The organism is Lactobacillus paragasseri (assembly GCF_003584685.1).
Lineage (GTDB): Bacteria > Bacillota > Bacilli > Lactobacillales > Lactobacillaceae > Lactobacillus > Lactobacillus paragasseri.
Genome location: NZ_AP018549.1, coordinates 1295333 through 1308967 on the forward strand (window position 1 = coordinate 1295333; position 13635 = coordinate 1308967).

The 13635-nt window shown below is 32.7% G+C and carries 11 protein-coding genes and 1 other RNA gene; 2 read left to right on the top strand and 10 right to left on the bottom strand.

Features of this window, described 5'->3' with window-relative positions:
• Positions 1-26 precede the first annotated feature (26 nt).
• Positions 27-629: a VanZ family protein gene (locus tag LpgJCM5343_RS06290; RefSeq protein WP_101890816.1), complete on the bottom strand. Its 603-nt coding sequence runs from the start codon at positions 627-629 to the stop codon at positions 27-29.
• 159 nt (positions 630-788) lie between these two features.
• On the opposite strand from LpgJCM5343_RS06290, the gene LpgJCM5343_RS06295 reads away from it, so the two are divergent.
• Positions 789-2981, top strand: coding sequence for an LTA synthase family protein (locus LpgJCM5343_RS06295; RefSeq protein ID WP_077958773.1), 2193 nt, complete (start codon positions 789-791; stop codon positions 2979-2981).
• Between the two features lie 127 nt (positions 2982-3108).
• Here the strand turns inward: LpgJCM5343_RS06295 and LpgJCM5343_RS06300 are convergent, their stop codons facing one another.
• The 7 genes from LpgJCM5343_RS06300 to LpgJCM5343_RS06330 all read right to left on the bottom strand — a co-directional run bounded on the left by LpgJCM5343_RS06300 (position 3109) and on the right by LpgJCM5343_RS06330 (position 11327).
• Positions 3109-4560, bottom strand: a complete 1452-nt coding sequence (locus LpgJCM5343_RS06300) for a sensor histidine kinase (protein ID WP_020807193.1) — start codon at positions 4558-4560, stop codon at positions 3109-3111.
• Positions 4561-4563: 3 nt separating this feature from the next.
• Positions 4564-5274 carry a response regulator transcription factor gene (locus LpgJCM5343_RS06305; protein WP_003648549.1) on the bottom strand — a complete coding sequence of 237 codons (711 nt, stop codon included), beginning with the start codon at positions 5272-5274 and terminating at the stop codon, positions 4564-4566.
• Complete coding sequence (locus LpgJCM5343_RS06310; RefSeq protein WP_101890878.1) at positions 5274-5666, bottom strand: SdpI family protein; 393 nt, start codon at positions 5664-5666, stop codon at positions 5274-5276. The genes LpgJCM5343_RS06305 and LpgJCM5343_RS06310 overlap by 1 nt, the downstream gene beginning before the upstream one ends.
• Positions 5667-5690: 24 nt before the next feature.
• Entirely contained in the window at positions 5691-6656 is a 966-nt protein-coding gene (gene manA / locus LpgJCM5343_RS06315; RefSeq protein WP_101890817.1) for a mannose-6-phosphate isomerase, class I, read from the bottom strand.
• Positions 6657-6715: 59 nt separating this feature from the next.
• On the bottom strand, positions 6716-7882 hold the full coding sequence (locus LpgJCM5343_RS06320; protein WP_077958772.1) for a MalY/PatB family protein: 1167 nt from the start codon (positions 7880-7882) through the stop codon (positions 6716-6718).
• Between the two features lie 2 nt (positions 7883-7884).
• Positions 7885-8775: a DUF3737 family protein gene (locus LpgJCM5343_RS06325; protein ID WP_077958771.1), complete on the bottom strand. Its 891-nt coding sequence runs from the start codon at positions 8773-8775 to the stop codon at positions 7885-7887.
• Between the two features lie 245 nt (positions 8776-9020).
• Positions 9021-11327 carry a glycoside hydrolase family 68 protein gene (locus tag LpgJCM5343_RS06330; protein WP_101890818.1) on the bottom strand — a complete coding sequence of 769 codons (2307 nt, stop codon included), beginning with the start codon at positions 11325-11327 and terminating at the stop codon, positions 9021-9023.
• A gap of 267 nt (positions 11328-11594) precedes the next feature.
• On the opposite strand from LpgJCM5343_RS06330, the gene LpgJCM5343_RS06335 reads away from it, so the two are divergent.
• Positions 11595-11801, top strand: coding sequence for a hypothetical protein (locus LpgJCM5343_RS06335; RefSeq protein WP_020807897.1), 207 nt, complete (start codon positions 11595-11597; stop codon positions 11799-11801).
• 205 nt (positions 11802-12006) lie between these two features.
• Here LpgJCM5343_RS06335 and ssrA read toward each other — a convergent pair.
• Together ssrA and LpgJCM5343_RS06345 are read right to left on the bottom strand one after the other, a co-directional pair.
• Positions 12007-12372: a transfer-messenger RNA gene (gene ssrA, locus LpgJCM5343_RS06340) on the bottom strand.
• A 56-nt stretch (positions 12373-12428) separates the two neighbouring features.
• Positions 12429-13628: an acetate/propionate family kinase gene (locus tag LpgJCM5343_RS06345; protein WP_039156134.1), complete on the bottom strand. Its 1200-nt coding sequence runs from the start codon at positions 13626-13628 to the stop codon at positions 12429-12431.
• Positions 13629-13635 lie beyond the last annotated feature (7 nt).

Consider the following 13635-nt stretch of genomic DNA (forward strand, 5'->3'; position numbering starts at 1 on the left):
ACTTCTTCATAAAACTAGAGTTTTTATTATAAGAATCGATAAATAATTCGATATATTATAAAACCAATTATCGTACCGCAAACATTAAAAAAGACATCGTCTATATCACTTACACCAGTTTCAAGAACAAATTGTAATCCTTCAATACAAACTGAAAGACAACCACCGGAAAAAATCGTTAAAAGCATATTTTTTTTCTGAATAACTGTTGGAAATAATAAACCAAATGGAACGAACCATAAAATATTTCCAAGCGAATTATAGAAAAAATCAAGCATACTCTCTCCCTGGGTCAGCTTAAGCGTTTCTTTCATAAACACTAGATTAATATCACTTAAATTGCGATGAAAATTAAAGGTTAATTGCCATGGAAAATATGTATCTCTAAATACCGTAAGCATTAATAATAAAATGACATAAAAGCTAAAAATCCAAATGCATGCTTCTGATTTTAATGTTCTTCGATGTCTTATAAATAATAGCCAACATAAACGAATAATTGCAAAGATAATAAAATAAAAAATTGTCTTATCTAAACTATACAAAATTAGCTTAATTAGAGCAAAATGATTAATATGTGCTGCATAATGATGATAGATATATTCATATAAGGGTTGTAAAAAAAGCATAACCTAACCGACTCCGTAATTTTGGCTTAATTATAACGTAAAGCTCTCTATGAAAGACATTTTTTTCTAAAATATTAAAAAATCGCAAACCTTTAACAAAAGTTTGTCGTTTTTTAAAATTACCAGTAAAATATTCCTTATTAAAAGGAGTAGTGAAGCGTGAATAAAATAAAACGTAATTTTTGGCAAACTAGAATTGGATTCTTAACAATCCTTACACTTTGCTTTTGGGCAAAATATATGTATGCGGCTTATTTTGATTTTAAGCTTGGTTTAAGTGATCCATACCAGCATTTTATTGTTTGGTTAACTCCACTTGGTACATGTATCATTATCTTGAGCTTAGGACTTTATTTTTCTAAACCACTAATTTCATACATTGCTATGCTGGTTTTAGATACAATAAATACAATTTTGCTCTTTGCAAATGTAATTTATTATCGTCAATTCTCAGATTTTTTAACCAGTAAAACTATCCAAAATACCGGTAAAGTATCACAAGGGCTAGGTAAAAGTACTGTTGCTCTACTGCATCCCAGCGATATCCTTCTCTGGCTTGACCTTATAATCATTATTATCTTATTAATTATAAAGGTTATCAAAATTGATCCACGTAAATATGGCTTTAAGCGACCATTTGCAGTTTCATCATTTGGGGTTTTCATGCTAACTTTGAATATGTTTTTAGCTGAAACTTCACGTCCACGTCTGTTAAGAAACACTTTTGATCGCTCCTATGTAGTTAAATACTTAGGAATTGATACTTATTCAGTATACGATCTTTTAAAAAGCGCACAGTCAAACCAAGTTAAGAAAAATGCTAATGCCGAAGATATTAATCAAGTATTAGCTTTCACTAAAAAACATTACGCTAAAGCTAATCCAGAATATTTTGGAAAAGCTAAAGGTAAAAATGTCATTGTCTTACACCTCGAAAGTTTCCAGCAATTTCTAATTGGCTTAAAAGTTAACGGTCAAGAGGTCACGCCATTTCTCAACTCGCTTTATCATAGTAAAGATACAGTTAGTTTTAGCAACTTCTATCATCAAGTAGGCTTAGGCAGAACTAGTGACGCTGAGAACATGCTTGAGACTGGAACATACGGTATTTCAGACGGTTCATTATTCTCTTCCCTAGGGTCTGAAAATACATTTCAAGGTGCTCCGCAAATTCTTCGTCAAACTGGCTACACTTCAGCTGTTTTTCATGGTAATACTGGAACATTTTGGAATCGAAATGAAGTATATAAGAATCTTGGCTATAATTACTTCTTTGATGCAAACTACTTTTCACAAAAGAAAAATGACAAAATTGGATATGGACTAAAAGATAAGTTATTATTTGGTGAAAGTATCAAATATCTTGAACAAATGCAGCAACCTTTTTATGTTAAATATTTAACTGTTACTAATCACATCCCATTCCAATTAGACCCAGAAGATAAAGACAATAACTTTACTACTACTGATACTTCAAATACAACAATCAATAACTACTTCGAAACAGCCCATTATCTTGATCAATCAATCAAAGAATTTTTTGATTATCTAAAAAAGAGTGGTCTTGATAAAAATACAATGGTCATTCTCTATGGTGACCATTATGGTGTGGGTAGTTCAGACGACGAACTATCTGCTTTAGCACCTGTTCTAGGCAAAGACTTCAACAATTGGACATCCTATGATACTGCTGAACTTCAAAAGGTTCCATTCATGATACATATGGATGGAATCAAAGGTAAAGTAGATAATAAAATTAGTGGTGAAATTGATGTACTTCCAACCTTACTGCACCTTTTAGGAATTTCAAACAAGAATTATATTCAATTTGGACAAGACCTATTTTCTAAACAATATCGTCAAGTCGTTGTCTTTAGAAACGGCACGATAATTACTCCTAAGTACGTAATCATTGGCGGTAAAGGAACCAAAGGAACAGTTTACAACCAGCAAACTGGAGAAAAAATTACTAAATTTAATAAAAAGCAAAAAGAAGAAATCAATAAATTAGCTAGTTATGGACGCACTTCACTACACTATTCAGATTTATTGAATAATCATAATCTTTTACGATTCTACACTCCTGCTGGCTTTATTCCGACAAATCCAAATGAGTTTGACTATAAAGTCAATTATCAAAAAATGCTGACATTACGAAAACAACTTGGTAACAAATCTACGTCTCTATATTCTCAGCATAAAGGCACAACTACCGATCTTTACAGCACAGATGCTTCTGAAATTGATAAAGACGAAATCAACAAGGTTCCTGAGAATATTCAGTCTGCTACAAGCGACAAAGACAAAAACCATCAGGACAATGCTCCTAAAAAAGATAATCCTGAAAAATAAGTCAAAAAGTGTCTGAGAAAAACCCAAAAAATGAAAAATCCTACTAAATCTAACATTGATTTAGTAGGATTTTGTTTTAAGTTAAGATCTGAAATTTATTAAAAATAAGATTTGCCTTTGACACTCTTTAATCTTTAATAAATTCTTTATAACCCTTATCATACAAAGTCACAGTAAATTTTGCTCCCTTGCCTGGTTCTGAATCTACATCAATCTTACCGCCATGTTGCTTAATAAGCGATAAAACAATAGAAAGCCCTAAACCTGATTCTCCAGACCCAATTTTAGCTCTAGATGGATCAGCCTTATAAAATCTTTCAAAAATATACTTCATCTGCTTTTGATTCATGCCAATACCAGTATCTGCGATTTCAAACTGGGCTCCATGTTTAATTCTCCAAGCAGAGATTTTGATTTTTCCATTTTCAGTAAATTGCAAAGCATTTTGAACTAAATTGACCATTATCTGCGTAAATCTGTCTTTATCTGCATAAACCTCAACTTCAGGTGGACAATTAAGAATCAACTTATCATTTTTTTGAATAGCTTTTTGTTTCATCTGAGTTAGTAAGTTCGTTAAGACTTCAGTAGCATTGAATCGAGATTGAATTAGACTAATTTTATTATTTCTGATTTTTTCGTAATCTAAGTTTTCATTTACTAACCTAATTAGTCGTTTAGTTTCACTATGCATCAAAGCAATTGACTTAGGCTTTGCCTCTTCAGGAATAGCATCATATTCAAAACCCTCAAGTAATCCATTAATTGTAGTTAAAGGCGTCCTCATTTCATGGGCAGCGTCAGCCATAAATTGCTCTCGTCTTTTCTCTTGTGCCTTGATTTCATCATTTGACTCTTTTAACGCATTAACCATAATATTAAAATTACGTGCCAAGTCATCAATTTCATCAGTATCTTTATGTTTCAAATGCACATTAAAGTCACCTTGAGCGACTTTTTTAGTAGCATTTGATAAAAGTTTGATTTTTCTAGAAATATAATATGACAATATAAAGCTAATTAGACCACCAATTACCAGAGAACTAAGCAAGGCTGTAATTAGATTATGTTTTTCACGTACAATCATCTGTTCGACATTCTGTACACGTGAACCAATCCAAATAACTCCAACCAGTTTTCCTTTGCTACGCCAAGGAACAATTACACTGGTATAAGCATCCTTATTAGAAAAAGACGTCACACGTCCATCTTCATGGTCATTTCTAATTCGAATAGTTTTTCCATTCTTCAGTTGCTTAAACAATTTCTGTGGCAAAGCCCAGTTCATTGTAGTTTCAGGATAAACTTGCCTATTTTTATTATTAAAAATGCGAAGATTTACATCTTCGCCTTCCATTACTACCTGTAAATTCTTTAAAAATTTTGCATCTAATTCATGTCTAGGATTATCTTTAGCTAAAGCTAATTTTCCAATTGAGGTTCCATACCCCTCTAAACGTGAATAGCTTTGAGAATATGCCTGAATGGTGGCAAAGTGAATTGTGGATGAGCCGATAATTACAATACTGGTAATAATTACCAGCAGAAAACCCAACATTTCTTGGTAGAATAGTTTCAATTTCTATACCTCAGAATCGTCAAACTTATAACCCACGCCCCAAACTGTTTGCACCACTTGAGGACCAGCTTTCTCTAATTTTTGCCGTAATTTTTTGATATGAGCGTCAACAGTTCTTTCTTCACCGAAGAATTCATATCCCCAAACTAATTCTAAAAGCTTATCTCTAGAAAAAACTTGTTTTGGCTTTTGAGCCATAGTATAAAGTAAATCAAATTCCTTCGGGGTTAAACCTTCAACAATATTATCATCAAAGCGCACTTCTCTTCGATCTTTTGAAATCTTTAAATGCTTAGTAATTACATCGTACTTTAAACCATTAGAAGCATGCATATCTTTTTCTATATGACTTCTTCGATATAAAGCTTTAATGCGAGCAATCAATGCTAATGGACTGAATGGTTTAGTAACATATTCATCTGCACCAATGCCCAGTCCCAAAATTTGATCAGTTTCTGAGTCACGTGCCGTTAACATAATGATTGGAATTGAAAGAGAAATAGCCCTAATTTCTTTAGCTACTTCCATTCCATCCTTCTTAGGCAAGTTAAGATCTAACGTTACAATGTCATAAGAATCTGGATGCGCCTTAAACATCTCAACAGCTTCTACACCATCTTTTGCTATATCTACTTCCCATTGTTCTTTACTGAAGAACATCTTCATCATTTCTGCAACAGAATTGTCATCTTCAACCATTAATATCTTTAGCATTATTTATCCTTAAATCCTTTTACTCTAGTATGTTTAATTTTATCTGGTTCAATATAATCATGTGGTAATTCATGCCGGGCACGTAAAAAAGCCTGCAATTTCTTTTCAGTTAAGATTATCGGAGCCAAAATAAACAAATAAAAAGTAAGCAACCAGATTAAGAAATAGCGATTCCAGTGTAATAAATGGATTCCTAATCCTAATAAAAATTGAATTAAACCAAAAAGCATAAAATAATTTCGTGCAACTTTTTGAGCATACTTGTAACTTGCCTTATTAACTGAAGCCAAATATGACATATATCCATAAACTTGATTCGGATTAGGTGAAGGAGCGATCAGCCAAATGACTCCGATTACAAACATTATTACCCCGCAACCAATATATATCATTTGACCAACTCCATTCACTTAAATTTATTCTTTACCAGGAGCTGAAATTACTAAACGTAAGTCACCGCTAAAACTAAAGTCCTTCATTTCATTAGGAATAATAAAATTAGTACCCAATTTAATATTATATTCTTTGCCATCAGCAATAAACTTACCGTTACCTTTAATTACAGAAACTAAAAGATAAGGATGATCATTTAGACTCCAATCAAAACTCCCATCAACATCGATCTGCCATAAATAAAAATGCGGTGACATTGGTGGCTGAGCCAAAGTAGTAATCTTTGCATCTCCTAATGTTTCAGATGTAATTTTCAGCTTCGGATCTTTATGTGGTACTTGAATAGTATCAAGAGATTGCTTAATATGCAACTCTCTCTTTTTACCAGTTTTCTTGTCTACTCGATCCCAATCATACAATCTATAGGTTACATCACTTGATTGTTGTGTTTCAATAACCATAATCCCTTTAGTTAAAGCGTGAACCGTTCCAGAAGGTACATATAAAAAGTCTCCCTCTTTTACTGGTACATAACGTAACAGTTTGGACCACTTTCCATTTTTAATCCAATCTTCTAATTCTTTTTTACTGGTTGCATTGTGCCCATAGATAAGTTTAGCACCAGGTTCAGCATGAAGCACATACCAACTTTCAGTTTTTCCAGAATCATTTTCATGAATTCTAGCGTATTCGTCATCTGGGTGTACTTGAACAGACAAATTATCATTTGCATCTAAGAATTTAACTAATAGCGGAAATTCCTTAGTTTTTGGATTACCAAATAATTCTGGATGCTCTAAATATACTTCTCTTAATGTCTTTCCTTTTAAAGGACCAGCATTAACTGTTGAAGCGTCATCTTTGTATCCTGATATTACCCAAGCTTCTCCAACTTTTCCATCTGGAATATCATATCCTAAAACTGTATTTAACTTACGGCCACCCCAAATTTTTGGTCTAAAATATGGTGTTAAAAATAATGGCTCCATAAAAAATCACCTCAATAAAAGTATATATCTTTTTGAGATGATTTTGAAACCACTTTCAGCTATTTTTTTGAATATTTTTTAATTCCAGTAATTAATCGATTAATCCCATCTTTTACCATTGAAATTGGGGATGCAAGATTCAACCTTAAAAAGTTTTTACCATTACCACGATAAATGCTACCTGGTGAAACAATTAAACCAGTTTCTCTTCTAATATAATCAGCTAGTTCTTGACTATTTTGTGAGATTTCACTCACATCTAACCACATTAAATAAGTTGCAGGACCAGAAACAATTTTTATATCTTTTAACTGTTTAGTTATTTTCTTTTCAGCATAAGCAAAATTATTGTCAATTACCGCTAATAACTCATGCAACCAATTAAACCCTTCCGTATAAGCAGCAATTGTCGCTGGAATAGCTAAAAGATTAGGTTCAGCTAGTTCATCGCTATTTAATCCACGATTAACGATATCACGTAAATTATTATCAGGAATAATCACAGTTGCGGCATGAAGGGCGGCAACATTAAAAGTTTTACTTGGAGATACTAAACTAATTACATTGCTTCTTAAGGGTTTAGCAATAGAAAAAGCAGGTGTATATTTGACGTTATTACGCACTAAATCCCCATGAATCTCATCAGACAGAAGAATTACATGATTTTCTTGACATAAAGAAGCAATTCTTTTCACTTCGTTCTTTTTCCATACAATTCCTGTAGGATTGTGCGGATTACAGAAAATCATCAAAGTAGTTAAAGGATTAGCCAGCTTTTCTTCTAGATCTTGCCAGTTAATTTCATACTTCCCATTACTATAAATTAAATCACTTGATAATACATGCCGACCGTTATTTTCAATAGAATTATAAAAAATATTGTAAACTGGCTCTTGCACTAATACATTATCACCTATATGAGAAACACGTCTAACAATTGACGAAATGGCTGGCACAACTCCAGTAGCAAAAATCATCCAGTCTGGATCAGCATCTGCACCATGCTCTAATTGATACCAATGACTTACTGCATTAAAATAATCGGCTCCGGCTTCTTCATAGCCAAAGGCACCTAGTTCAAGTTTTTCACGCATTGCTAAAACAATCTCAGGTGCTGTTTTAAAATCCATGTCCGCAATCGACATTGGTAATTCACTATCTTTAACATTCCACTTAACTGAATCTGTATGTCGCCGATTTATCACGGTTGTAAAATCATAATCCAATTTTATTCACCCTCTTGATTTTGATCAGAAACTGAACCTTTTTTAACGATTGCTTCCTCAGAGATAATCTTAGTATCACGAGGATCCACCTTTGCTGGATCAATAATTAATGTTTCAATCTTCTTCGCTTTAATTACTCCAGAAATAGGATTTTTAACGCTCGTAATCTTACTCTTGATAGTTGCGTTAATGTTACTACATTTTTCTAAAGCTAAAGTCGTCTGATTTAAAATACAGTTTTCTAAAGTAACATGATCCATGTAGCAAAGCCCTTGATCACTTTCAATAGTACAATCTCTGAAAATAATATTGCTACTATTCCAGCTTAAATATTCCCCATCTATTTGACAATTAATTAAAGTTACATTCTCACAATTCCAAAATGCATCTTTAGATACAAAACTACAATTTTTGCAGACAATATTTTTAGCACCATCAAAAATATAGTTTCCAATCACGCGCACATTTTCCATATAGATGTCAGAACTATCTTTTCCAAAATAGTCACCATTAATCTCAGTATTTTTAATAGTAATATCCTCACAAGTCCACATTGTTTCTTCAGCATCAGAAAAAAATACGTGATCTAAAGAAACATGTTTACATCTTCTAAATAATTTAGGAGCCTGCAAATTGGAGTTTTTAATTGAGATATTATTAGTGTACCAAATACCACTTCTAGACATTGTTTCAAATGTGCTATCAGTAACTTTAATATTATTTGAATACCATAAAGGATATTTATATTTAAAAATATTAGCCTTTATTTCTAAATTCTGCGTTTCTTTTAGCGGCGATTCTCCTTCACCGAACGTAACATTCTCTAAAATTGCGTTAGAAAGACCATATAAAGCTCTTTCTCCTTCAAAGTATTTTTCATTAATTTCTTGCATAAATTTTCTCTTTATTAAACTCTTTCAAATATTTAGTCTAAATTATGAAAAGTAAATGTCTAATATTTGCTAAGCATAATGAAATATATTTTTATGCTATAGATTGGCTTTTCACCACGATTACTTTTCAAATTTATTATAGGGAAAAGATAATTTTGAGAAAATTTACAGTTTTTCATACTAGAATAAATTATATTTATAGCAAAAAAAGATGAGTCATATTAAAACTCATCTTTTTTATAAATTTAGTTATTACGCTTGCGTTTTGAAATACCTGCTAAACCGATAACTCCTAACATTGAGCTTATAGCACCTAAAATTGTTGCAGCAATACCGTCTTTAGCTCCTGCCTTTGGAAGTTCTGACTGAGTAGTTTTCTTAACTGGAGTAGTTGGAACTTCTGGAGTACGTGGAGTATCAGGAGTATTTGGTGTTGTTGGGTTTTCAGGTTTCTCTGGAGTTGTTGGAACATTTGGAGTCACAGGTTGATGTGGTTTCAAACTATAACTATTAATTGCATCCCAATCAATAAACTTGCCCCATTCTCCATCTAAAGCAGCACTATTTGGAGAATCTTTTTCGAGACTACCAATCATATTTTTATTTTCACTATCACCATTCCAAACCCAAACACCTTGATTAGTTAATTTGGCTAAAACAGTGGTAGTATTATCTGGATTCAGTTGCAAGATAAAGCTTGGTGCCCAAGTCGAATTGTTACCTTTTCCAGCTACTTCACCACGATTAGTCATATAAGCTGTAATTAAAAGTTGATTTTCTTTTCCTTCAATAGGAACTGCATAATATGAATATGTCGCCGTACGCCAATTTGCGGGTACTGAAGCGGTTAATACAACACCAGAACCATTTAATGGCACATAACCATGCGTTAAACTATCAGAAACAAAGCCAATCATCGCTACATTGTCTCCAACAACCTTATTAGCAAGCCGAGTAATTTCTCCTTTAGTTCCTCGAGACAATCTTGTTGCTGAAAATAGATAATACTTATTTCCAACTTTAACAATATCAGGTCTTTCCATTTCATCGCTAACCATTAATGACGTTACTAAAGGTGAGTAAACATCATCTAACTTAACAGTTGGATTGTTTTGATCCCCACTTAATTTTAAAATTCCCAGTGCACCATTAGCCACAGAAGCGAGAGCTTGATCATCATTATTACCAAAATAGCTCAAGAAATTATTGACATTGAACTTATCATTTCCACCATAATTAGCCCATCTATAAACTTGATCTTCGCCTTGGTAATTATTGCTTCCAGTGTTTGCTTCAAATACTAAATAACGATCACCATTCTCTTCTTCCACTACATGAGGATCTCGTAATGTATAATTATCTCTATTTCTATTTTTACCATTTGAGAATTGATCATAAGTTTGATAATGTTTACCATCACCAATAAAAATCACATGATCATTATCAACACTAGCAATTGAAACACCATTGTTATCAACATTTAACTTCAAATTAGCTGTTGCCAACTGTTGATCATTTAGCTTACCATTTGATGTATCATTTTTTGTATAAAATAGTTGAACAGAACCATCTTTATTTACAATGGCAGATCCTGACCATTCCTGTAAATCAGGAGTTTCATTATATCCAAAGATAGAACCCGCATTTCTCCAATGCGAGAATTCATTATCATTATATTTATTATACAAAAGATAAATATGATTATCGTTCTTTTTAGGCATTCCCATCATTGCAATGACAAGTTGGTAGCCCTTATAGTTTGATACATAACCAGTTATAGGGTCTTGTACTGGCCACGAATCCCAGATTTCCAAAGTTTCAGTTTTACCAGTTTGTGCATCTTTAGTTTCCGCTGCATCCATATTTTTTATTTCTTTTGCATTAAAATATGGAACTGCATATTTTGGATCTCTTCTTATAAGAGCCTGTCCAATTGCATCTAAATCGTTTAATGTTAATTTTGTTCCGTCTTGTGGATCATTATCAAAATTAACTTTATTTAAATTATTAATTTGATCATTAGTTAATTTTGTGACATCAATACCAGAATTATTAACAATTTCTTTGATTTTTCCCTTTAATTCGGTTTTCTCTGAAGAAGTTGAACTTTGCCCTTGAGAATTATTATCCTTAAAATGATCGGAAATATTGTCAGAATCTTGGTTTAAATCACTAGAGGCTTTACCATTATTAATGATTGCAGAAGAAATTGGAGTACTTCCTACTTGTGTTGATGAACTATCTTCCTTACTGTCATTAACTTGGCTACTTGTTTCTTTACCAGAATTTAAACTAGAGTTTAGATTTGTCTCAGTTCCAGCTACTTTGTCGTTCGTAGCATTTTCTTTTAATCCACTATTATCATTTTTGTTAACCGAAGCAGATGCTTTTACTGTGGTAACTTGACTAGCATTAGCATTATCAACAGTATCAGTATTAGTAGCAGCATTTACAGTGGAAGCACTTAATACAATTGCTGCTGTAGACAAGGTCCCCATTAATAAAGATTTTCCGCTTAAAGACATCTTTTTATGTTTTTTATTTTCCAACATCTTTTCTCCTCCTACATGCTAAGCGTTTAACATTTCAACTAACAGACTATCATCTTTTATTATAAAAATAAATATTATTTTGAAAAATTTGTATAGCTTTAAAGATCTACACTTTTTCATTAAATGTTAATCGTTTATCAATTTTGTATCAAAAAGACATATAAAAACCGTATTGAATAATAAGATTCTATAATTTTTCATGTTGATGAATATTTATGATATTCTATTGAAAAGATTTTCATTATATAAAGAAAGAGGTGAAGAGAAATGAATAAACTCATTCCACAAGAATATGATGAAGTTATTTTAAAAACAGGTGAATTAGTTTGTCTAATGGACCAATTAGATGCAACTCACTTTTTACCTGATTATGGCGTTGAAACTCCTGAACAAGAAAAGAAAACAATGGCTATGATGCCAATTTCAATTGACGATATAGAAAAAGTTGTTTATAGACCTAAAGGCGCTCAGTAATTGACCGAGCTTATTAGCTAAAAACTGTCATTAAAATTTCTAGTTAATAAAAAAGTTACCTTCTTAGGTAACTTAAATCAACTTATTTAAATATCTTCTATAAACTCCATTTCACAGCTAAATATATAAAAATAAAACCACCTTTTTAGCCAAAAGGTGGTTTTATCATGCTTGAGTGTTGATAAATCAACATTCCTTAAACCATTTATGGAGATGAGGGGAATTGAACCCCTGTCCAAACGTATTCCGTCGTTAACCTCTACGATCATAGTTATATTACTTAAATTTCGTTTTGATAAAACGCCATATAACAGGGCTAAACTATCAAAACTAACCTAAGAATCTTATTTCTAACTATTAAGGTAAGTAGTTAAACGTAGCTCGTTAAATGGTAAGACCCGCAGACAGACACGAGCAATCCGTCATTGGATCACGCAGGCTGACTAAGCAGCTACTGCGTAAGAATTTTCGTTATTTGCAGTTATAATTTAACTGTGACGTTTTAACGTAGACGTGACCTACGAATCGCAGTCAACGCGAATCTACGCCTGTCGAATCCCAAAACATCCCCAGATGTTTCAATGATATCACAGTCACTGTTAAAATGCTATAATCTTGCTCTCACGATTACTTATCTAATTTAGCTAAACGAACAACGTCACGTGCGATCATTAACTCTTCATTGGTTGGAACAATCATTGCAGTAATCTTTGAATCTGGTGTAGTGATAATTCCTTCCTTGTTGGCCTTATTAGCTTTTTCATCATATTCAAGACCAAGCCAAGTTAGGCCATCCATAATCTGCTTTCTCACACTTGCATCATGTTCTCCGATTCCTGCAGTAAAGACTAAAACATCTAAACCACCCATTTCAGTCATATAAGCTCCAATATAGCGAACAATTCGGTTAATAAAAATATCTTTTGTAAGTTTAGCCTGCTTATCACCATTTTTAATTGCTTTTTCAATATCTCTCATATCTGGGGAGATTCCTGAAAGACCGAGTAAACCAGATTTGGTGTTTAACATCTTAATAACTTCATTAAAGCTAGTAATGTTGCCTTTTTTCATAATAAATTGAAGTAAAGAAGGATCAACGTCACCACTTCTAGTACTCATTGTAATTCCTGCAACCGGACTGAATCCCATTGAAGTATCAAAAGACTTCCCATCTTTAATAGCAGTGACAGATGCACCGCTACCTAAATGACATAAAACCATCTTTAAATCTTCAACTGGCTTCTTTAGTAAATCAGCTGTGCGACGTGATACATAACGAGCTGAAGTACCATGTGCACCATATTTTCTAGCACGGAACTTTTCATAGTACTTATATGGTACTGAGTATAAGTATTGGACAGGATCTAACGATTGGTGGAAAGAAGTATCAAAAACAGCAACCTCAGGTACATTAGGTAAAACTTTCATGAAAGCATAGATGCCGTCAGCCTCAGCTGGGTTATGCAATGGTGCATAGTCACTCATATTATAAATCTTCCAAAGATTATCATCTGTAATGACTGTACTATCAGTAAATTCTTCACCACCAGCAACGACACGATGCCCTACCCCAGCAATATCTGCTAAAGAATCGATAACATTGTATTCTTTAAGCCAACTTAGCAACTTTTGAACTGCTTCTTCTTGATTAGCAATATCACTTTGTTCATCATGTTGACTACCATCTGCTAAAGTCATTGTGAAAACAGAACCTGGTAAACCAACACGGTCAGCCATACCAGATGCAATTACTTTTTCATTATCTAGAGAAAATAATTTGTATTTAAATGATGAACTACCTGAGTTTACTGCTAAAACTTTTTTCATTTTATAT

Coding starts and splice junctions, on each gene's coding strand:
- LpgJCM5343_RS06290 (WP_101890816.1), bottom strand. CDS start 629: ATGCTTTTTTTACAACCCTTATATGAATATATCTATCATCATTATGCA.
- LpgJCM5343_RS06305 (WP_003648549.1), bottom strand. CDS start 5,274: ATGCTAAAGATATTAATGGTTGAAGATGACAATTCTGTTGCAGAAATG.
- LpgJCM5343_RS06310 (WP_101890878.1), bottom strand. CDS start 5,666: ATGATATATATTGGTTGCGGGGTAATAATGTTTGTAATCGGAGTCATT.
- manA (WP_101890817.1), bottom strand. CDS start 6,656: ATGGAGCCATTATTTTTAACACCATATTTTAGACCAAAAATTTGGGGT.
- LpgJCM5343_RS06325 (WP_077958771.1), bottom strand. CDS start 8,775: ATGCAAGAAATTAATGAAAAATACTTTGAAGGAGAAAGAGCTTTATAT.
- LpgJCM5343_RS06330 (WP_101890818.1), bottom strand. CDS start 11,327: ATGTTGGAAAATAAAAAACATAAAAAGATGTCTTTAAGCGGAAAATCT.
- LpgJCM5343_RS06335 (WP_020807897.1), top strand. CDS start 11,595: ATGAATAAACTCATTCCACAAGAATATGATGAAGTTATTTTAAAAACA.
- LpgJCM5343_RS06345 (WP_039156134.1), bottom strand. CDS start 13,628: ATGAAAAAAGTTTTAGCAGTAAACTCAGGTAGTTCATCATTTAAATAC.